The sequence below is a fragment of the Pseudarthrobacter lactosi genome (assembly GCF_055412785.1).
In genome coordinates this window covers 1,310,026-1,330,018 of sequence record NZ_JBVAYS010000001.1, presented here as the reverse complement: position 1 = coordinate 1,330,018, position 19,993 = coordinate 1,310,026, and the positions used below count along the sequence as shown (strand labels likewise).

Sequence of the window (19,993 nt, the reverse complement as noted above, 5' to 3'; positions counted from 1 at the left end):
CAGGGGTCGGTCAGAGCGGCTGGTCGCGGGCGGCAGCGAGCCGCTTGCGGGCGCCCTCCAGCCACTCCTCGCAGCGCTTTGCCAGGGCTTCGCCGCGTTCCCAGAGTGCCAGGGATTCCTCGAGGCTGGCGCCGCCCGCCTCGAGCTTTCCCACCACCTGGACCAGCTGTTCGCGGGCTTCCTCATAGCTCAGTGCTTCGATTTCCGGGTCAGGCTTTGTCTCTGGCATGTGCTTCTCCTTGTTGAAGTTCCCCAGTGGATGTGGCGCCGAACAGGCCCTGGGCCACGCGTACGGACAATGCAGTTCCCGACGGCGCCTCCGAAGGGTCGCGGACCACAGCGTGACCGGCAGCTTCGGTGGCACGGGCCGGCCGGCCGTTGGCCAGTTCGACCACGGCGTAGCCGCGGTCCAGCGTCTTTTGCGGTGACAGGGCGCGGACCTGGGCCTGCAGGTGAACCAGCTGGTCCGCTGCCCGCACCACCGTTGAACTGACGGCGGCCGATGATCTCCGCAGGAGGCGTTCGATTTCCTCCGCGCGTCCGGTGATCATAGCTTCGGGGGTGGCAAGAACCGGCCGGGAATGGAGTGCGGACAACCGGTCCGACTCCCTGTCCAGGAGCCTGCCGATGCTCCTGCGCAGGTGCTCCCTTGCCTGGCGAACACCGGCCAGTTCCTCGGCAACGTCTGGCACGATCCGCTTGGCGGCATCAGTGGGCGTGGATGCGCGAAGGTCTGCCACGTCGTCGAGGAGGGGGCGGTCTGCTTCATGGCCGATGGCGCTAACCACCGGGGTAGCCGTGGCCGCGACGGCCCGGATCAGTTCCTCGCTGTTGAAAGGCAGCAGGTCCTCCAACGCTCCGCCGCCCCGGGCGATGACAATGACGTCCACGTCGGGGCGGCCGTCCAACTCCTGAAGGGCGCGGATGATCTGCGAGACCGCGGTGTTGCCCTGCACCGCTACCTCCCGGATCTCGAATTCGACGGCGGGCCAGCGCAGTGAGGCGTTCTGGACGACGTCCTTTTTGGCGTCGGAGTCCCGTCCGGTAATCAGGCCGATACGGTGGGGGAGCAGCGGCAGCGGCTTCTTCCGTGAATCGGCAAACAGCCCCTCGGCGGAGAGGGCCTGGCGCAACCGTTCGATCCGTGCCAGCAGGTCGCCAAGCCCCACAGGCCTGATGTCCCTGACCTGCATGTTGAGCCGCCCGGTCTTCAGCCAGAACTCCGGCTTGAGCAGGGCCACAACTCGGGAGCCCCGCTCCAGGGGCATGTTCTGCCGGTCCAGGACCTTGGTCCAGACCGACGCCGGCAGGGAAACTTCCGCGTCCACGTCCCGGAGGGTGAGATACGCGTTACCGCCCCGGCGGTTCATTTCGATGACCTGGCCCTCCACCCACGCCGACGGTGTGCGGTCGATATGGGCTTTGAGTTTCTGGGACAGCAACTGCAACGGCCATGGATTGTCCGGGCTGGTTTCAGCGGCGGTAGCAGGCAGCGTAGTGGCAGCGGTGCCCGGCAGGGCGGCCTGGTCAGACATGTCCGCTGCCCCGGGAAGCTGTGGCGGCATGGCGGTCCTTTGTTCGGCAGGTTGCGGTTCGTGTTTGAATGGCGGCGGTCAGTCAACTGGCTGCTGTCAGCGGGCTGGCGGATGCCATTCAACCTTATCCATAAGCTGTACCACCCGAGACTGACATTCTTTGTCCAGGCACCAGACTTATGATGGCTGTGCCGCCGCCAACCAGTGAGGACCGTTCTTGCGCACCTTCGTTTCAGCCGTCGCCGTCGTCCTGGGCGTTTTACTGTCCGCCCTGGCCGTCCCAGCCATCTGGCTTGACCGCAACGTACTCCAGGAGGATGGCTTTGTGGCGCTGGCTGGTCCACTGGGGCAGGATGCAGAATTCCAGCAGCGGCTCGCCGCGGCCGCTGTGGGAACCATTGACACCGGGGCTATCCCGGACGCCCTCGCAGGTCTGGTGAAGCCAGTGATTGAGGCGGCTGCCGGTTCACTCACTGCGTTACCGGGCTACCCGGCGGCCTGGGAGGAGAGCCTGCGGAAGAGCCACCGGCTCAGCTTCGCCGCACCCGCATCAGTTCCGGCCGAACCGGACGCGCCGTCGTCGTCGCTCACTTTGGACGTGGCGCCACTAGTGGCGCTGGCGACGGAGGAACTCGCGCGCACCACGGGACTGCCGCTGACCGCGCCCGAGCAGACGCTGGTCAATGTTGGAGAACCGGAGCAGCGACAGCTGGTCGAGAGGGTGTCCGCCTACGCGCCGCTCGGCTACTCCCTTGCCTTCGGAGCGGGCATCGCCTTTGCACTTGCCCTGGTTTCCGCCCGTCGTCGCTGGTCAGTGATTTTCGCTGTGGGGCTGGCAGCGCTGGTACTGGCCGGACTGTGGTCTGCCGGTTCGCAGCTCGCAAGGGATGCCGTCGTGGGAGCGGCGAGCGGCAATGGGCTTGCGGACATGTTCAAGAACGCGTTCGCGGCAGCCGCTTCCAGCAGCTTCCAATCCTGGGTCGGTGGTGCCGCGATAACCGGCGGTGTGCTGGTCGCGGCAGCCGTTGTGATCCGCATCGCCTCGCCGGGGCGGCGGCACCCAACCCGGTAGCATGGAGGGATGACTTCCACAGCTGTGTCCCTCTCGATGCCAACTGTCCCGCGCAGGCGGCGCTCGCCTGAGGAAGTAGCCGCCGCGGCTCCGGTGACCGGTCCCAAGAAAGTACTCCTGGCTGCGCCCCGCGGCTACTGCGCCGGCGTGGACCGGGCCGTGATCGCCGTCGAGAAGGCCTTGGAGCACTACGGCCCGCCGGTGTACGTCCGGAAGCAGATCGTGCACAACGTCCACGTGGTGAGCTCGCTGGAGGCACAGGGCGCAATCTTCGTCGACGAGACCGACGAGGTCCCGGAAGGCGCCCTGGTGATCTTTTCCGCCCACGGGGTATCGCCGGCCGTCGTCCAGTCAGCCGAGGACCGCGGGCTGCGCACCATTGACGCCACCTGCCCGTTGGTGACGAAGGTTCATAAGGAAGCCGTAAGGTTCGCCAAGGACGACTTCGACATCCTGCTGATCGGCCACGACGGTCATGAAGAAGTTGAAGGGACCGCAGGCGAGGCCCCGGAACACATCCAGATCATTAACGGCCCCCACGAAGTGGACCAGGTAACCGTCAGGGATCCTGAAAAGGTCATCTGGCTGTCCCAGACCACCCTCAGCGTGGACGAGACTATGGAAACGGTCCGCCTGCTGAAGGCGCGGTTCCCCACCCTGCAGGATCCGCCCAGCGACGACATCTGCTACGCCACCACCAACCGTCAGGTGGCCATCAAGAAGATCTCCCCCCAAGCTGACCTGGTCATTGTGGTGGGATCGGCTAACTCTTCGAACTCGGTCCGCCTGGTGGAAGTCGCGCTGGAGTATGGGGCCAAGGCCTCCTACCGCGTCGACTTCGCCAACGAAGTGGACGAGGCGTGGTTTGAAGGCGTGGCAACCGTCGGAGTGACGTCAGGGGCTTCCGTGCCGGAGATCCTGGTCACGGACGTCCTGCGCCTGCTGGCCGACTACGGCTACGGCTCTGTGGAAGAAGTTGTCACGGCCGAGGAAGATCTCCTTTTTTCGTTGCCCAAGGAACTCCGCGCGACCCTGAAGGAAGCCGGAGACGTCAGCCGGGCGCTCGGCGGACGCCGGTCCCGCGACTGACCAGTCTCCGGCAACGTCAGGCGGCGGCCTCGTCCTGCTGAAACTCAGGTGCCGCCAGCGTACGTGGCGTGACCTCAAGTGCCAGCGGCGTGAGCAGCCCTGATTCATCCATGGCATTGAGCTTTCGGGCGGTGGGCAGGATCCGCGCTTCCAGAGTGCCGATCATGGCGTTGTACCGGTCCACCGAAGACTTGAGTGACGAACCCAGCTTGCCCACGTTGTCCCCGAGCGTTCCCATGCGTTCGTAGAGCTGACGGGCGAGGTCAAACAGTTCGCGTGCACTGTCCGTCAGCACATCCTGGCGCCACGTAAACGCCACCGACTTGAGCACTGCAAGCAGTGTGCTGGGCGAGGCCAGAACCACGTTCCTCGACAGCGCGTGGTCCAACAGCGTCGCATCGGCCGTCAAGGCGGCAGCCAGGATGGATTCGGCAGGCAGGAAGCAGATCACCAGTTCCGGGGAGTTCCCGGGAATGTCCCAGTACTTCTTGTTGCTGAGCGAGTCCACGTGGGCCCGCAGCGCCTTGGCATGGGCAGCCAGGAGGGATTGCTGGTTGCCGGGGTTTCCGGCTGTGCCTGAATCCTGACGCGCACCCAGTTCCTGGGCCTCCAGATACGAGGACAACGGCACCTTGGCGTCCACCACCAGCTGCTTCTGGCCCGGAAGCTGGACCACGAGGTCGGGGCGGACTGCTGAATCGGTTCCGGCGCTGTGGACCTGCTCCAGGAAATCCACGTGCTTGAGCATGCCCGACGCTTCAACGACTCGGCGCAGTTGAACTTCGCCCCACTGCCCGCGCGCACTGTTGGAGCGCAGGGCGGATTCGAGGGCGTGCGTGGAGCGGATCAGCTGGGCATCAGAGAGCCTGGCCTCCTGCAGTTGCTGCGCCAGCTGGCCGTACTGTTCCAGGCGGTCGCGTTCCAGCAGGGCCACCTGCTGCTGCACAGCGGTGAGCTTTTCCGCCACCGGGGCCAGCGCGCGGAGCACACTGCCGTCTTGGTTGCGGGACTCGCCCAGCTCCCGGTTCTGCAGGGAGAGGAGGCGGCGCTCCGCATCCGCGGCGGCGAACTGGGAGCTGACCTCGGAAAGCCGCGACGAGACGGCGTCGAAGTCTTCCTCCAGGGCGCGGCTGTGCCGGCGCAAGGAGAAGTAGGTGGCGGCGGCGCCGGCGACGGCACCCACCAGCAGCATCAACAGGGCAAGAATCAGGGCTAAAGCATCCATATCCTCACTGTGGCATGACCCTGTGACAATTTACGGAAGCGACATATCCGGCCCTCCGTTCCACCAAGGTGTGGCACCGTGGGGGACCGGCTGGGGCCCATGTGTCCGGCAACCGGTAGAATCAATGCTCGTGGCTCTTACTATTGGCATCGTCGGACTGCCCAACGTCGGCAAATCAACTCTTTTCAACGCACTGACCCGGAACCAGGTGCTGGCTGCGAACTATCCGTTCGCTACCATCGAACCCAATGTCGGCGTCGTGAACCTGCCGGATCCCCGGCTCCAGCAGCTGGCTGACATCTTTGGCTCGCAGCGGCTCCTTCCCGCCCCGGTGTCCTTCGTGGACATCGCAGGCATTGTGAAGGGCGCGTCTGAGGGCGAAGGCTTGGGAAACAAGTTCCTTGCCAACATTCGCGAGGCCGAGGCCATCGCCCAGGTTGTCCGGGTGTTTGATGATCCCGACGTCATCCACGTCGACGGCAAAGTGGATCCCCGCTCGGACATGGAAACCATCAACACCGAGCTGATCCTGGCCGACCTTCAGACCATCGAAAACGCGATTCCCCGGATCGAAAAAGAAGTCAAGATCAAGAAGCGGGATGCCGCAGAGCTGGCCGCCATCAAGGCTGCGCAGGCGGTCCTGGAGCGCGGCGACACAGTCTTCTCCTCGATCAGGAGCGACAAGCTGGAGATGGAGCACCTCAAGGAGCTCAGCCTTCTGACGGCCAAGCCGTTCATCTACGTCTTCAACTCCGACGAAGGCATCCTGGGCAGTCCGGAGAAGCAGGATGAGCTGCGGGCCATGGTGGCCCCGGCGGACGCCATCTTCCTCGACGCCAAGCTCGAGTCCGACCTCGTGGAACTGGACGAGGAGGAAGCGCGCGAAATGCTGGAAATGAACGGCCAGGACGAGTCCGGCCTCGACCAGCTGGCGCGCGTCGGCTTCCACACCCTGGGCCTCCAGACCTACCTCACGGCCGGTCCGAAGGAAACACGCGCGTGGACCATCCACCAGGGCGACACTGCCCCGCAGGCAGCAGGCGTCATCCACAGCGATTTCCAGCGCGGCTTCATCAAGGCAGAAGTGGTTTCCTTCCATGACCTCATCGAGGCCGGGTCCATGGCTGAAGCCAAGTCCCGTGGCAAAGTACGCATTGAGGGCAAAGAGTACGTGATGGCTGACGGCGATGTGGTGGAGTTCCGCTTCAACGTCTAACCCATCTTCGAAATCGCGTCCTGGCACAGCCGGGGCGCGATTTTCGTGTTGGCAGGCTTACTCGCCGCTCGCCGGGGTCCAGCCCAGGGCGGGACCCAATGTAGTGGCGATGTCGGTGAGGATCTGGACGTAGTCCTCATGGTCGAAGCTGAAGGGCAGCGCGAATGCCACTTCGTCGACCTCCTGGAAGCCCGCGTGTGCGTACAGTTGTTCCGCAATCTGATCGCTGGTGCCGATGAGATCCTGCGCGAACAGCATTCTCTTCGGCCCTTGCGGCGCACGGGTGCGGGGAGTTCGTTCGTCGACGTAACGCTGGTACTTTTCCCGCTGTTTCGCCGAAGCCGAATCGGTCGGGATCACTACCAGTCCCTGCGAGACCCGGGCTGGTCCGCGCGATTGGGACGATGTCGCGGCGGCCTCGCGGTAGGCGCGGATCTGCGATTGCTGGATGTCGGCGAATGACGGTTGCTGGTCAGCCTCGGGGAAGATCACACTGCTGGAGAGCAGGTTGAATCCGTTTGCGCCGGACCAGATGGCCGATTTCCTGCTTGCCGCCCCATACCAAAGTCGTTCGCGAAGCCCGGGAGAGTGCGGCTCGACGCGGTTGGAGAATTCCTCGACCACACCCTGCTTGCCGGAAAATTCCCGGACCGGTTCCCCTGCGATCAATCGGGCAAGCCGATCCACGCGGGCGTAGCTGAAGTCCTCCAGCTCGGCGGAATCCGGGTACAGCTCGTGCTTCACCGTGTCGTAGTTCATAGGTTCGCCTACGCTCAGGCCTGGATTGATGCGTCCGCCCGCGAGGAGGTCCACTGTGGCCAGGTCCTCGGCCAGGCGCAATGGGTTTTCCCAGCCCATCGGGGTCACTGCGGTTCCAAGCTCAATCCGGGAGGTGCGCTGGCTGACGGCGGCCATGATCGCAATGGGGGAAGAGATTCCGAACTGCAGATGGCGGTGGCGCAGCCAGGCGCTGTCGAACCCAAGCCGCTCGCCCAGTTCGATGACCTGCAACGTCGATTCGTGCCCCGCGGCCGGATCCGCCGGATCGAAGAGGCCAATAGTGAGGAATCCAAGCTTGCGTAACGGTCGTGAAGAGTGGGGCATGGGCTTCCTCCGGGGATTGGTGTACGGCTGATCCTCATGGTAAGCCGACATTGGGTCACGCCCCGAACCACTAGAATTCAAGGAAAACAAAGGAGACGGCATGCCCCTGAGGCGTCTGATTCAGGTCATCACCGGGGCCGTCGCTGCGGCGCTGGTTATCTCGGGGTGCTCCGGTTCCGGGGGCGCGCCGCCTGTGGTGGTCGGTGAGACGACCCGTGGCGGCAGCGCCACCGTGGCCGAGGTGAATGCCTTCACGTCCTTTAACCCGTTCAGCGCCGACGGAAACACGGACATCAACACCAAAATCGGCCACATCACCCATTCCGGGTTCTTCTACGTGGATGACACCGAAAAGGTGGTCAGGAACGAGAAATTCGGCCGGGTCGAGAAGATCTCCGACAAGCCGCTGAAGGTGAAGTACACCGTCAATGAGGGTGTGAAATGGTCCGACGGCGAAGCCATCGACGCCGGCGACCTCCTCCTGTCCTGGGCCGCCGGCTCGGGCTACTTCGACGACGCCGAACCACAGGCGGGGACCGGTGCGACGTACTTCTCGGCCGCGGCTGACAAGAGCGGCCTGGGGGTCACTGCGCTCCCGGAGATCGGGAGTGACGGGCGTTCCATCACCCTGGAGTACGCCTCGCCGTACGCTGATTGGGAAGTAGCGTTCGACGTCGGGCTCCCCGCCCATGTTGTCGCCGCCAAAAGCGGCCTCAATGACGAAGACGATCTCGTGGACCTGATCCGGGACTCGCCGCGGGGCGACCCCAAACAGCCCTCGGTCAACGCCCCGCTGAAGCGGGTCAGCGACTTCTGGAACTCAGGCTTCGACACCAAGTCCCTTCCTGATGATCCCGCCATGTACCTTTCAAGCGGCCCCTACATTGTCCGAGACATCGTTCCGGACGCCTCGGTACGGCTGGTCCGGAACAGGGATTATGTCTGGGGGGCCGAACCCTATCTGGATGACATCACGGTACGGTTCACCGGTGCCGCCTCCACCGCCATCGCCGCGCTCAGGAGCGGCCAGGCGGACATCATCGCCCCGCAGCCCTCTGCCGGTACCGAAAGCCTCTTCGACGGCCTGGTGGAGCAGGGCAATACCGTCCAGCGCTTCAGCCAGTCCGGTTACGACCACCTCGATCTCAACTTTTCGGGACCGTTCGCGGGCAAGGACGTCCGGGAGGCGTTTCTGAAGACCGTTCCGCGGCAGGAGATCGTGGATGACGTGGTGGGCGGATTCGTCGCCGACGCGAAACCCCTCGACTCACAGGTCTTCCTGCCAGCCCACCCCAAGTATCCGGACACCGTGAAGGACAACGGCTCGGCCGAATACTCCGACGTGGATATCCAAGGTGCGAAGTCGCAATTGCGCGGTGCGGCTCCTACCGTCCGCATCCTGTACAACAGGGACAACCCGAACCGGGTGCGGGCTTTTTCCCTAATCCGCGACTCCGCCCGCTTGGCCGGATTCACGGTTGAAGACGCCGGCCTCGGCAGCTCGGACTGGGCGAAAGCGCTCGGTGGCGGCAGCTACGACGCCGCCATTCTCGGCTTTGTCGGACCCGGGGTAGGCGTCAGTCGCGTCCCGCAGATCTTCAAAACCGGTGGCGGCAGCAACTTCAACGGATTTTCCGACGGTGATGCAGACAAAGCCATGGAGCAACTGGCTGGCACCACGGATCTGGCGAAGCAGGACGAACTCTTGGCTGACATCGACAAACGCGTCTGGGAAACCGCCTATGGCCTGCCGCTGTACCAGACCACCGGAACTGTGGCTTTCAGCAGCCGGGTAACGGGTGTCAAGCCCAGCTCCGGCCCGTTGGGCGTCTGGTGGAACGTGTGGGAGTGGCGCCTGAAATAGGCTGTTTTAGGGGGCGTGTCGCCGGTGTGGGAGCCGGCCCCGTCCTCGATTCGCAGCATTCCTTACCAGCGAGTAGCATGTGACTTGCGCAACTTCCGAGTACCGGCTAGTTATTGGCGATTAACTGGTTACGGTTTGGCAACGGAGTACCAGTATTTGGACTTTGTGCGGTTAGGCTACTCGTATATGTAGGCCACGTCACAGTGAAAACCTGTGACGGACCTGCCGGGGAGCAAAAGATTTCCCCTGAATATCTCCCACAACTCATAGGAGGCGGAATGCGTTTCACGCGCACTTCCAAAGCACTCGGCATGGTGGCGATCGCTGCCCTTGCCCTGACCGGCTGCGGCGCTGGAGGCGGCAGCAATGACGGTGCCAGCCAGTCGGCCGGCGATCCCAACAAGGTGATCACCGCGTACAGCAACGAACCACAGAACCCGTTGCTGCCGGCAAATACCGGTGAGGTCTACGGCGGCCGCGTTGTCGAGCTGCTCTTTGAAGGACTCCGGACCTACGGCCCGGACGGCAAGCCAGTCGAGGCTCTGGCAGAGTCCATCGAGTCAAGCGACGCACAGACCTGGACCATCAAGGTCAAACAGGGCAAGAAGTTCACGAATGGCGAGGCAATCACCGCCAAGACATTCGTAGACTCCTGGAACTTCGCAGCCAACTCCAAGAGTCTGCAGCAGAACGGATTCTTCTTTGAGTCCATCGAAGGATATTCAGAAGTCTCGGCCGTGACCACCGAGACATCGGCCGATGGGACGAAGAAGTCCACACCCGCCCCCACTGCCGAAACCATGTCCGGCCTCACGGCAACTGATGATTCAACCATCACGGTCAAGCTTGCCCAGCCGGAGGCAGACTGGTCGCTCCGACTCGGTTACTCAGCGTTCTTCCCGCTGCCGTCTATCGCCTTGGCAGACCCGACGGCCTTCGGTGAAAACCCGATCGGCAATGGGCCGTACAAGATGGAAAAGACTGGCGCTTGGGTACATGACCAGTCGATCTCACTCGTGAAGAACGCTGATTACAGCGGTCCCCGCGAGTCGAAGAACGGCGGCGTGACTTTCAAGTTCTACACCGATCCGGGCCCCGCATACACGGATCTTCAGGCCAACAACCTGGACGTGACCGATGTGCTGCCGTCCAATGCGCTGAAGACGTACACCACCGACTTCCAGGACCGCAACGCCACAAAGGCAGTTGCTTCGAACTCCACGCTGAACATCCCGGGTTACAACCCCAATTTCCAGGGTGAAGCTGGAAAGCTGCGCCGCCAGGCCCTCTCCCACGCCATCAACCGTGAGGAAATCGCCAAGGTAGTCTTCAACGGCACCCGCACCCCGGCCAAGGCCTACGCGCCGCCGGTGATCGACGGTTTCAAGGAAGGCCTCAAAGGCAGCGAAGTCCTCACGTTCGACGCCGCCAAGGCCAAGGACCTGTGGGCGCAGGCTGAGAAGATCCAGCCGTACGACAACTCCAAGCCCTTGCAGATTGCCTCCAATACCGATGGCGGCAACAAGGAATGGATCGATGCCGTGGCCAACGGCTTCAAGAACAACCTTGGTATTCAGGCCGAGATCCAGCCGTTCGCCAAGTTCGCTGAGGTCCTGAACCTGCGCAAGTCCGCGACCCTCCCGGGTCTGACCCGCTCAGGATGGCAGGGTGACTATCCGTCGCTCTACAACTTCCTTGGACCGGTCTGGGCGACCGGGGCGCCCTCCAACTACGAGAAGTACTCGAACCCCGCATTCGACAAGCTCCTCCAGGAAGGCCTTGCAGCCACGACCACGGACGAGGCAAACGCCAAGTTCAATGCGGCGCAGGAAATCCTGTTCGAGGACCTTCCGGGTCTGCCCCTGTGGGACCAGACAAAGCCGATTGTGTGGAGCGAAAATGTTGTGAACGCCGAAACCGGCTGGAATGGCGGAATCCTCTACTACAACATCACGGCCAAGTAGTCTCCAGGATCTAACTTGCCGCCAGGCGAATGGGGGTCCGGCACAAAGCCGGGCCCCCATTGTCCTGCACGGCAGGAAGGCACAAATGAAACACCTCTCTTCGCATCCGGAAGGCTGGTGATCCGGTGGTCCGCTTTATCTTGAAACGGCTCCTCCAGGTGATCCCCGTCTTCATCGGCACCACGCTTTTGGTTTACTACATGGTCTTCGCTCTTCCCGGCGATCCCATTGCGGCGCTCTTCGGAGACCGCCAGCCCCCGCAGGCGGTCATCGACACCCTGCGCACCCAGTACCACCTGGACGAACCCTTCTGGGTCCAGTACGGGCTCTTCCTGCAGAACCTCTTCACGTTCAACCTCGGCAACGACTTCACCGGCCAACCCATCGCGGCAAGCTTGGCGCGGGTCTTCCCAGTGACGGCAATGCTTGCCGTTGAAGCACTGGCAATCCAGGCAATCTTCGGCGTAGCTTTCGGCGTCTTCGCAGGCCTCCGCCGCGGCGGCTGGTTTGACTCCACTATTCTGGTAGTTTCACTGGTTGTCATCGCGGTACCCACGTTTGTCCTGGGTTTTGTTTTCCAACTCGTCTTTGGCGTACAACTCGGGTGGGCGAAACCCACCGTCGGCGCCAACGCCGATTGGGGCAGCCTGCTGCTTCCGGCAGTGGTCCTGGGCCTGGTGTCGTTCGCCTATGTTCTCCGGCTGACGCGTGCCTCTGTCAGCGAAAACATGAACGCCGACTACGTGCGGACTGCCACCGCCAAAGGCCTGTCACGGCCTCGGGTGGTCATCGCACACATCCTGCGTAACTCGTTGATTCCGGTGGTGACGTACCTGGGCGCAAACCTTGGCGGTCTCATGGGCGGAGCGATCGTGACCGAGGGCATCTTCAATGTCCCCGGCGTCGGCAACAAGCTCTACCAAGCCGTCCTCCGCAGCGAAGGCCCCACCATCGTCTCCATCGTCAGTGTTCTGGTGCTGGTCTTCGTGGTGGCCAACCTGCTCGTTGATCTCCTGTATGCCTGGCTTGACCCGAGGATCCGTTATGACCAGTAATAACAGCCACTTTGTGGCGCCCATCGACGAAACCCCGTTGCTGGCAACTGACGCTGTCAAGACCGACCAGGCACCCCTGAGTCTTTGGGCGGACGCCTGGCGCAAGCTTCGCCGTCGTCCGCTGTTCATCATTTCGGCGCTGCTCATTCTGGCACTTGCTGTGGTGGCGCTGTTCCCGGGACTCTTTTCCTCAGTTGCTCCAAACGACGGCTGCGTACTGGCCAACTCGGAAGGCGGTCCCACGGACGGGCATCCCTTTGGTTTCACCTTCCAGGGCTGCGACATCTATTCCCGCGTCGTCCACGGAACCCAGGCTTCGCTTTCAGTGGGTCTGCTCTCCGTGTTCTGCGTCCTGGTTATCGGTGTGACCGTTGGCGCCCTTGCGGGCTACTACGGTGGTTGGGTCGATGCCGTTCTTGCCCGCCTGGGCGACATCTTCTTTGCGCTGCCACTGATTCTTGGCGCACTGGTAATCACCCAGTTGCCCTTTTTCCGCGAAAACAGGGGCGTTTGGAGCGTCGTGTTTGTGATTTCCCTGCTGGCTTGGCCGCAGATGGCACGCATCACCCGCGGCGCGGTCATTGAAGTGCGCAATGCCGACTTTGTGACGGCAGCCCGTTCACTGGGCGTTTCAAAGTTTAGCGCCCTGGTCCGCCACGTTCTGCCTAACGCACTGGCACCGATTATCGTCCTTGCCACCCTCGAGTTGGGCGTCTTTATCGTGGCGGAAGCCACTTTGTCCTTCTTGGGAATCGGCCTGCCGCAGAGCATCATGTCCTGGGGTAATGACATTGCCGGCGCGCAGGCTTCCATTCGAACCAGGCCGGAAATCATGCTCTTTCCGGCGGCGGCGCTGTCCATTACCGTGTTGAGCTTTATTATGCTTGGCGACGCGGTACGCGACGCCCTCGATCCCAAGAGCCGGCAGCGATGAGAGAGAAAGAGATGATTACTCCAGGAATCCACATCGATGAGGCCGGGCCGTCCGGAGTGAAGCCACTGCTGGAAATCCGCGATCTGGCCATCACGTTCACCACCGGCAGCGGTGAAGTCCAGGCAGTCCGCAATGCGCACCTGGCTATCATGCCGGGAGAAACCGTGGCAATCGTGGGGGAGTCGGGCTCAGGCAAGTCGACGACGGCACTCGCTGCTATCGGCCTATTGCCCAACAACGGCCGCGTTTCCGCGGGGCAAATCCTGCTCGATGGCGAGGACATCGCCCATGCAACCGAGCAGCGGATGATCGAACTGCGGGGCAACACGATCGGTATGGTCCCGCAGGACCCCATGTCCAACCTGAACCCGGTCTGGAAGATCGGTTATCAGGTCAAGGAGACCCTCCGCGCCAACGGCAGGCCCAGTGGCCCTGATGATGTCGCCCAGGTACTGTCCGAAGCGGGACTGCCGGATGCCCACCGGCGCGCCAAGCAGTATCCGCATGAGTTTTCCGGCGGTATGCGCCAGCGTGCCCTGATTGCCATCGGGTTGTCCTGCCAGCCGCGCCTGCTGATCGCGGATGAGCCGACGTCGGCACTGGACGTCACGGTCCAGCGGCAGATTCTGGATCACCTGGACACCATGACCACGGACCTGGGTACAGCAGTCCTGCTGATCACCCATGACCTGGGGCTGGCCGCAGAACGGGCTGACAAGGTTGTGGTGATGTACCGGGGGCAGGTGGTGGAGGCCGGACCTTCGCTGGCATTGCTCCAGAATCCGCAGCACCCGTACACCAAGCGGCTGGTTGAATCTGCGCCTTCACTGGCGAGCCGAAGGATCCAGGTCGCCAAGGAGCAGGGCCTCGAAGCGTCAGACCTGCTGGCTCCAGCTGCGGAGGCAGCTGCCGCGGACAACGTCCTGCAGATCCAGGACCTGCGCAAGGTCTACAAGCTCCGCCAGGGCTTTGGGTCCACCGACTTCGCGGCGGTGGACGGCGTGAGCTTCGAAGTGCGCCGCGGCACCACGACGGCGATTGTGGGGGAGTCGGGCTCAGGCAAATCCACCGTCGCCAAGATGGTGCTGCAGCTCGAAAAGCCCACCGATGGCAAGATCCTGTTCGACGGCGTGGACACATCAGGCCTGAGCACACGGGAGTTGTTCAAGTTCAGGCGGCGCGTGCAGCCCATCTTCCAGGATCCTTACGGCTCGTTGGACCCGATGTACAACATCTTCCGCACTATCGAGGAGCCGTTGCGCGTCCACAAGATTGGTGACGCGGCCAGCCGCGAGAAGAAGGTCCGGGAACTGCTGGACCAGGTGGCATTGCCGCAGTCCGCCATGCAGCGGTACCCGAACGAACTCTCCGGCGGGCAGCGGCAACGTGTCGCCATCGCCCGTGCCCTGGCGCTGGATCCGGAGGTAATCATCTGCGACGAGGCCGTGTCCGCGCTGGACGTGCTGGTCCAGGCGCAGGTACTCAACCTGCTCGCGGACCTGCAGGCCAACTTGGGGCTGACCTATCTCTTTATCACCCATGACCTGGCTGTGGTGCGGCAGATTGCCGACCACGTCTGCGTGATGGAAAAGGGCAAGCTGGTGGAGACCGGTTCCACGGACGATGTGTTCGAGTCCCCTCAGCAGGAGTACACGAAGGCACTGCTCAACGCCATTCCCGGTGCGAAGCTGATGCTTCCGCCCGAAGTGGCCTGATCCGCGGCAGTATCCAGGACACTCTCCCGGGTTAAAGATGGAGCCGGTGCCTCAGGGCACCGGCTCCATCGCCGTTAAGATTCCGTTCAGTCCGTAGGGAACCTGTTCAGTCCGCCGAGGTGTGTGCGGAAGCTGTTGCCGGGACCGTGCCGTCCAGTGCCGGGCCTTCGAACCCTAGCTGCCGAAGCCTCGCTTCAAGCAGCCCGCCCAGTGACCGGCGCCCTGCGGCATCCATGTGGACCGCATCTGCCAGGTTCTTCGAGAGGTTGTATTTGGACAGCCAGTCGCCCACACCTACAAAAGGTAAGCCGTGCCGGGCGGCCACCGTGCCCAGCAACGCGTCCACCTGGGTCCTGCGCCCGCCGCCGTAGTTGGCGCCGCGGGCCAGGGTGCCGATCATGGCCATCCTGGCGCCTGGATAGCGGTCCTTCAGTGCAGCGATCAGCCGGTCGGCGTTGGCCACAATCTGGGCATCGGTGGCACCGCGGGCAGCGTCGTTGCCGCCGCCCTGGATGACGATCAGCGCGGGCGTCCCGTACGGCAGCTTCCAGTCACCGCGCTGCAGGGCGTCGATGTAGTTGCCGGTCTTGCCGTTGGACGCCACAAATCCCGTCCCGCCGAGCCCGCAGAAGTGGACCTTGTAGCCAACGGCGGCAAGCCCAAGACGCGGCCAGCCGTCAGCGGGTTCGGATTGGGAGTCGCCGATCAGGAGGGCGGTGTGGCGCATGTCCGGCACCACCACCTCGTCACGCCCGCTGGCCGGGTTGCTGTACACAGAGCCGGCAGGCAAGCCGATCGGATCCCCGCCGCCGGCCTGGTAGGCGCCGGCCGCGGCTGCCTGAACGGGGGACGGCGCGCCAGAATCCGGTGTGGCTGCTGGGGCCTGTCCGCAGCCGCCCAGGAGCGCGGCTACCGCGATTCCAGATGCGACAAAGCGGGTCAGAGCCGAGGCTTTTCGCATCAGGGGTTCTCCGGGCTTGCTGTGGCTATCACAGCAATGATGTGGCATCAAGTCACAAAAATCCAGTGAGCTTGGTCACTTTTTGAGGCGTGGCGCGCCGAAATTCCCCACCGGACGAACCGGGCTGATCCGAAATTTTTAGGCCAACAATAGGCTCAGCGTTTAGAATGAGGGAAGGAGCCCTGTGTTATTGGGCTAATCCGTCGTGCGTTCCGGTTGGAAATGTCGCGATACAACAGCTGACTTCACCACTGAATCGAGCAATCACGCATGTCTGAAACCACCACCAACACCGCGGTAGCCACTGCATCACGCAGTGACCTCCGCAACGTCGCGATCGTGGCCCACGTTGACCACGGCAAGACCACTCTGGTCGACGCCATGCTCAAGCAGACCAACTCCTTTGCCGAACACAACCACCTCGAAGACCGCGTCATGGACTCCGGTGACCTGGAGCGCGAAAAGGGCATCACCATCCTGGCCAAGAACACCACCGTGGCCTACAACGGACCGTCCTCCAACGGTGAGACCATCACCATCAACGTCATTGACACCCCCGGCCACGCCGACTTCGGCGGCGAAGTAGAGCGCGGCCTGTCCATGGTGGACGGCGTTGTACTCCTCGTTGACGCATCCGAGGGCCCGCTGCCCCAGACCCGCTTCGTGCTGCGCAAGGCCCTGGCCGCGCACCTGCCGGTTATCCTCCTCGTCAACAAGACGGACCGCCCCGACGCCCGCATCGAGGAAGTTGTCCACGAGTCCATGGACCTCCTCCTGGGCCTCGCCTCGGACCTCGCCGACGAAGTTCCGGACCTGGACCTGGACAAGATCCTTGAAGTTCCGGTTGTCTACGCAGCAGCGAGGGTGGGCCGCGCGTCCCTGGACCAGCCCGCCGATGGCTCCGCTCCGGACAACGAGGACCTTGAGCCGCTGTTCAAGACCATCATCGAGCACATCCCGGCCCCGACGTACAACCCGAACGGTGTCCTCCAGGCACACGTGACCAACCTGGACGCCTCCCCGTTCCTGGGCCGCCTCGCGTTGCTGCGCATCTACAACGGCACCCTGCGCAAGGGCCAGACCGTTGCCTGGGCCCGCGCCAACGGAGAGCTCAAGAACGTCAAGATCACCGAACTGCTGGCCACCAAGGCGCTGGACCGTGTTCCCACCGAGTCTGCAGGTCCGGGCGAAATCGTCGCCGTTGCCGGTATCGAGGAAATCACCATTGGTGAGACCCTGACTGATGTTGACAACCCGCAGCCGCTGCCGCTGATCACCGTGGACGATCCCGCGATCTCCATGACCATCGGTATCAACACCTCGCCGCTGGCCGGCCGGGTCAAGGGTGCGAAGGTCACGGCCCGCCAGGTCAAGGACCGCCTGGACAAGGAACTGATCGGTAACGTCTCCATCAAGGTTCTTCCCACCGAGCGTCCCGACGCCTGGGAAGTCCAGGGCCGTGGCGAGCTGGCGCTGGCCATCCTGGTTGAGCAGATGCGACGTGAAGGCTTCGAACTGACTGTCGGCAAGCCGCAGGTTGTCACCAAGACCGTCGACGGCAAGATCCACGAGCCGATGGAACACATGACCATCGACGTGCCGGAAGAGTACCTCGGTGCCGTCACCCAGCTGATGGCAGCCCGCAAGGGCCGCATGACCAACATGGCCAACCACGGCACCGGCTGGTGCCGCATGGAGTTCATCGTTCCGGCCCGTGGCCTGATCGGCTTCCGCACCAAGTTCCTCACCGACACCCGCGGTGCCGGCATTGCTTCCTCCATCGCCGAGGGCTACGAGCCCTGGGCCGGCCCCATCGAGTACCGCACCAACGGTTCGATCGTGGCCGACCGCTCTGGCGTGGTCACCCCGTTCGCGATGATCAAGCTCCAGGAACGCATGTCATTCTTCGTGCAGCCCACCTCCGAGGTTTACGAAGGCATGATCGTTGGCGAGAACTCGCGCGCCGATGACATGGACGTGAACATCACCAGGGAAAAGCAGCTCACCAACATGCGTGCAGCGTCCTCGGACACCTTCGAGAACATGACGCCGCCACGCAACCTGACTCTGGAAGAATCCTTGGAATTCGCCCGCGAAGACGAGTGCGTTGAGGTGACCCCGGAGTCCATCCGCATCCGGAAGCTCATCCTGGACGCCAGCGACCGCGCCAAGTCCACACGGGCACGCGCCAAGGCCTAGTCCTAAATAGCACGCCACTGAAGCTGCCGGTACGGCAGGCGGGAAACCCGCCATCGTGCCGGCAGTTTCTTTTGTGTCAGGAAAGAGTCAGTTGCGGACGCGGGCGGGGCGCCGCTCGGGCGCCGGCGGGACTTCCTTGGCAGCCACCACGAGGTCCAGGGGGATTACGACGTCGGCCTTCCGCGTGCGGACTGTGCAGCCGCCGTCGTCAGTTGCCACTAGGTGCCCCAGGGCGTCGGTCAGGCCACCGTCGATCCGGTAACGGACTACAACCCGTGTTCCGGGCAGGGCGCTGGCCAGAAATTCTCGGGGCGTAGGCTGGGCGGGACTCACCAGTTCATACTAAGGCGGCCGGCTAGGTTCGCGTGGATGGGCTGGGAGATAATAGGCTCAGAAGTCAACAGTCCGGCAGGTGCCGGATTCAAGTGCCGGCCATTGCCGGGAAATATCGTGGAGAGGCAAGGGACGTGACGTACGTAATCGCGCAGCCGTGTGTAGATGTCAAAGACAAGGCATGTATTGAGGAGTGCCCCGTTGACTGCATCTACGAGGGTGAGCGTTCCCTGTACATCCACCCCGATGAGTGTGTGGACTGTGGTGCCTGTGAACCGGTCTGCCCGGTGGAGGCCATTTACTACGAGGATGACACCCCGGAAGAGTGGGCTGACTACTACAAGGCGAACGTCGAATTCTTCGATGACCTGGGCTCGCCCGGTGGCGCCGCCAAGGTGGGCAACACAGGCAAGGATCACCCGATGATCGCCGCCCTGCCGCTTCAGAACCAAGACCACTGAGCCGGGCACCGCGTTGACCGCAGCCGTGAACAGCTTTGGCCTGAGCCTGCCCGACTACCCCTGGGAGGCCCTGGCTCCGTACCTCGCCAAAGCCTCCGAGCACCCCGGCGGGGCCGTGAACCTGTCGATCGGCACGCCCGTCGACCCCACTCCGGCACTGATCCAAGATGCACTCAAGGCCGCCGCGGACGCCCCGGGATACCCCACGGTCCACGGCACGGTTCCGTTGAGGGAAGCCATTGCGGCGTGGTTTGAGCGCCGTCGCGGCGTCCCCGGCCTGGACCCTAAGAACGTTATGCCCACCGTGGGCTCCAAGGAACTGGTGGCGTGGCTGCCGCTCCTGCTCGGGCTGAAGCCGGGCGACGTCGTCGTCCGTCCCAAGGTTGCCTACCCCACCTATGACATCGGGGCTACTTTCGCCGGCGTCACCTCTGTGGCTACCGACAACCTCGATGAGTTGGACCAGGCCACCCGCTCCCGCGTGCGGCTGATCTGGGTAAACTCTCCGGGCAACCCCACCGGAAGCGTCAGGGACGTTGAGTCCCTCAAAGATATCGTCGCGCAAGCCCGCGACGTGGGGGCCGTGGTGGCGTCGGACGAGTGCTACGCCGAACTCGGGTGGGGCGCCTGGGACGCGCAGCGAGGCGGCGAGCCCGTGCCCAGCATCCTGGACCCGCGCGTTTCCGGCGGGTCCCATGAGGGCCTGCTGGCCGTGTACTCGCTGAGTAAGCAGTCCAATGTGGCAGGCTACCGTGCGGCGTTTGTGGCGGGTGACCCGGCCATCATGGCCAACCTCGTCAACAGCCGTAAGCATGCAGGCATGATCGTCCCGTACCCCGTGCAGGAAGCAATGCGGGTCGCATTGGGCGATGACACTCATGTGCAGGCCCAGAAGGACCTGTACCGCGGACGCCGGGAGCGCCTGGTGCCGGCTCTGCGGGGCTTCGGGCTGGAGATCAAGGATTCCGACGCCGGACTGTACCTTTGGTCCACCGCCGGGGAGAGCACCTGGGACACTGTGGCGCGGCTGGCTGAGCGTGGCATTGTGGTGGGGCCGGGCGTCTTTTACGGTGAGGCCGGCAACGGGTTTGTGCGGGTCGCATTGACGGGCACGGACGAACGGATCGACGCTGCTGTGGCAAGACTGGCCACGACGCCGTAACAATCATGTGACTCGCGCCACAAAGACGGCATTTTACGGGGGTTTCCCACGCCTCCGATTAGTGACACCCGCAATCGGGCGGTACTTTTTAAGTGACTATCAAT

At 63.3% G+C, this 19,993-nt stretch carries 17 protein-coding genes; 11 read left to right on the top strand and 6 right to left on the bottom strand.

Features of this window, described 5'->3' with window-relative positions:
* Nucleotides 1–10 precede the first annotated feature (10 nt).
* Nucleotides 11–229: an exodeoxyribonuclease VII small subunit gene (locus ACZY0Q_RS06110; RefSeq protein WP_056344066.1), complete on the bottom strand. Its 219-nt coding sequence runs from the start codon at nt 227–229 to the stop codon at nt 11–13.
* Nucleotides 210–1,535 carry an exodeoxyribonuclease VII large subunit gene (gene xseA, locus ACZY0Q_RS06105; RefSeq protein ID WP_463916263.1) on the bottom strand — a complete coding sequence of 442 codons (1,326 nt, stop codon included), beginning with the start codon at nt 1,533–1,535 and terminating at the stop codon, nt 210–212. The genes ACZY0Q_RS06110 and xseA overlap by 20 nt, the downstream gene beginning before the upstream one ends.
* Nucleotides 1,536–1,752: 217 nt before the next feature.
* Between xseA and ACZY0Q_RS06100 the strand changes: the two genes are divergently transcribed.
* Nucleotides 1,753–2,607, top strand: coding sequence for a hypothetical protein (locus ACZY0Q_RS06100; protein WP_463915281.1), 855 nt, complete (start codon nt 1,753–1,755; stop codon nt 2,605–2,607).
* A gap of 9 nt (nt 2,608–2,616) precedes the next feature.
* Complete coding sequence (locus ACZY0Q_RS06095; RefSeq protein ID WP_463915280.1) at nt 2,617–3,696, top strand: 4-hydroxy-3-methylbut-2-enyl diphosphate reductase; 1,080 nt, start codon at nt 2,617–2,619, stop codon at nt 3,694–3,696.
* Between the two features lie 16 nt (nt 3,697–3,712).
* On the opposite strand, the gene ACZY0Q_RS06090 is transcribed toward ACZY0Q_RS06095, so the two are convergent.
* Nucleotides 3,713–4,921, bottom strand: coding sequence for a DNA recombination protein RmuC (locus ACZY0Q_RS06090; protein ID WP_463915279.1), 1,209 nt, complete (start codon nt 4,919–4,921; stop codon nt 3,713–3,715).
* Between the two features lie 130 nt (nt 4,922–5,051).
* On the opposite strand from ACZY0Q_RS06090, the gene ychF reads away from it, so the two are divergent.
* Complete coding sequence (ychF, locus tag ACZY0Q_RS06085; RefSeq protein ID WP_463915278.1) at nt 5,052–6,137, top strand: redox-regulated ATPase YchF; 1,086 nt, start codon at nt 5,052–5,054, stop codon at nt 6,135–6,137.
* A 57-nt stretch (nt 6,138–6,194) separates the two neighbouring features.
* On the opposite strand, the gene ACZY0Q_RS06080 is transcribed toward ychF, so the two are convergent.
* A complete protein-coding gene (locus ACZY0Q_RS06080; protein WP_463915277.1) occupies nt 6,195–7,241 on the bottom strand; it encodes an LLM class flavin-dependent oxidoreductase in 1,047 nt (348 codons plus the stop codon).
* A 100-nt stretch (nt 7,242–7,341) separates the two neighbouring features.
* Here ACZY0Q_RS06080 and ACZY0Q_RS06075 point away from each other — a divergent pair, with 100 nt between their 5' ends.
* The 5 genes from ACZY0Q_RS06075 (at nt 7,342) to ACZY0Q_RS06055 (ending at nt 14,773) form a co-directional block, all read left to right on the top strand.
* Nucleotides 7,342–9,105 (top strand): ABC transporter family substrate-binding protein, encoded by a 1,764-nt coding sequence (locus tag ACZY0Q_RS06075; protein ID WP_463915276.1) that lies wholly within the window; start codon nt 7,342–7,344, stop codon nt 9,103–9,105.
* A gap of 278 nt (nt 9,106–9,383) precedes the next feature.
* Nucleotides 9,384–11,069: a peptide ABC transporter substrate-binding protein gene (locus ACZY0Q_RS06070; protein WP_463915275.1), complete on the top strand. Its 1,686-nt coding sequence runs from the start codon at nt 9,384–9,386 to the stop codon at nt 11,067–11,069.
* A 125-nt stretch (nt 11,070–11,194) separates the two neighbouring features.
* The gene (locus ACZY0Q_RS06065) at nt 11,195–12,124 is read left to right on the top strand and encodes an ABC transporter permease (RefSeq protein ID WP_463915274.1); all 930 of its coding nucleotides are present in this window, start codon (nt 11,195–11,197) and stop codon (nt 12,122–12,124) included.
* A complete protein-coding gene (locus ACZY0Q_RS06060; protein WP_463915273.1) occupies nt 12,114–13,058 on the top strand; it encodes an ABC transporter permease in 945 nt (314 codons plus the stop codon). Before ACZY0Q_RS06065 ends, ACZY0Q_RS06060 begins: the two co-directional genes overlap by 11 nt.
* Before the next feature lie 11 nt (nt 13,059–13,069).
* Complete coding sequence (locus ACZY0Q_RS06055; RefSeq protein WP_463915272.1) at nt 13,070–14,773, top strand: dipeptide ABC transporter ATP-binding protein; 1,704 nt, start codon at nt 13,070–13,072, stop codon at nt 14,771–14,773.
* 106 nt (nt 14,774–14,879) lie between these two features.
* On the opposite strand, the gene ACZY0Q_RS06050 is transcribed toward ACZY0Q_RS06055, so the two are convergent.
* The gene (locus ACZY0Q_RS06050) at nt 14,880–15,734 is read right to left on the bottom strand and encodes an SGNH/GDSL hydrolase family protein (RefSeq protein WP_463915271.1); all 855 of its coding nucleotides are present in this window, start codon (nt 15,732–15,734) and stop codon (nt 14,880–14,882) included.
* A 270-nt stretch (nt 15,735–16,004) separates the two neighbouring features.
* On the opposite strand from ACZY0Q_RS06050, the gene typA reads away from it, so the two are divergent.
* Nucleotides 16,005–17,933, top strand: coding sequence for a translational GTPase TypA (gene typA, locus ACZY0Q_RS06045; RefSeq protein ID WP_463915270.1), 1,929 nt, complete (start codon nt 16,005–16,007; stop codon nt 17,931–17,933).
* Between the two features lie 87 nt (nt 17,934–18,020).
* Here typA and ACZY0Q_RS06040 read toward each other — a convergent pair whose 3' ends face one another.
* Entirely contained in the window at nt 18,021–18,266 is a 246-nt protein-coding gene (locus tag ACZY0Q_RS06040) for a putative acetyltransferase (protein WP_463915269.1), read from the bottom strand.
* A 134-nt stretch (nt 18,267–18,400) separates the two neighbouring features.
* On the opposite strand from ACZY0Q_RS06040, the gene fdxA reads away from it, so the two are divergent.
* Both fdxA and dapC read left to right on the top strand, forming a co-directional pair.
* Nucleotides 18,401–18,727 carry a ferredoxin gene (fdxA, locus tag ACZY0Q_RS06035; protein ID WP_056344030.1) on the top strand — a complete coding sequence of 109 codons (327 nt, stop codon included), beginning with the start codon at nt 18,401–18,403 and terminating at the stop codon, nt 18,725–18,727.
* Nucleotides 18,728–18,740: 13 nt separating this feature from the next.
* The gene (dapC, locus tag ACZY0Q_RS06030) at nt 18,741–19,889 is read left to right on the top strand and encodes a succinyldiaminopimelate transaminase (RefSeq protein ID WP_463915268.1); all 1,149 of its coding nucleotides are present in this window, start codon (nt 18,741–18,743) and stop codon (nt 19,887–19,889) included.
* Nucleotides 19,890–19,993 lie beyond the last annotated feature (104 nt).

Coding starts and splice junctions, on each gene's coding strand:
- ACZY0Q_RS06110 (WP_056344066.1), bottom strand. CDS start 229: ATGCCAGAGACAAAGCCTGACCCGGAAATCGAAGCACTGAGCTATGAG.
- xseA (WP_463916263.1), bottom strand. CDS start 1,535: ATGTCTGACCAGGCCGCCCTGCCGGGCACCGCTGCCACTACGCTGCCT.
- ACZY0Q_RS06095 (WP_463915280.1), top strand. CDS start 2,617: ATGACTTCCACAGCTGTGTCCCTCTCGATGCCAACTGTCCCGCGCAGG.
- ACZY0Q_RS06090 (WP_463915279.1), bottom strand. CDS start 4,921: ATGGATGCTTTAGCCCTGATTCTTGCCCTGTTGATGCTGCTGGTGGGT.
- ACZY0Q_RS06080 (WP_463915277.1), bottom strand. CDS start 7,241: ATGCCCCACTCTTCACGACCGTTACGCAAGCTTGGATTCCTCACTATT.
- ACZY0Q_RS06075 (WP_463915276.1), top strand. CDS start 7,342: ATGCCCCTGAGGCGTCTGATTCAGGTCATCACCGGGGCCGTCGCTGCG.
- ACZY0Q_RS06070 (WP_463915275.1), top strand. CDS start 9,384: ATGCGTTTCACGCGCACTTCCAAAGCACTCGGCATGGTGGCGATCGCT.
- ACZY0Q_RS06060 (WP_463915273.1), top strand. CDS start 12,114: ATGACCAGTAATAACAGCCACTTTGTGGCGCCCATCGACGAAACCCCG.
- ACZY0Q_RS06055 (WP_463915272.1), top strand. CDS start 13,070: ATGATTACTCCAGGAATCCACATCGATGAGGCCGGGCCGTCCGGAGTG.
- ACZY0Q_RS06050 (WP_463915271.1), bottom strand. CDS start 15,734: ATGCGAAAAGCCTCGGCTCTGACCCGCTTTGTCGCATCTGGAATCGCG.
- typA (WP_463915270.1), top strand. CDS start 16,005: ATGTCTGAAACCACCACCAACACCGCGGTAGCCACTGCATCACGCAGT.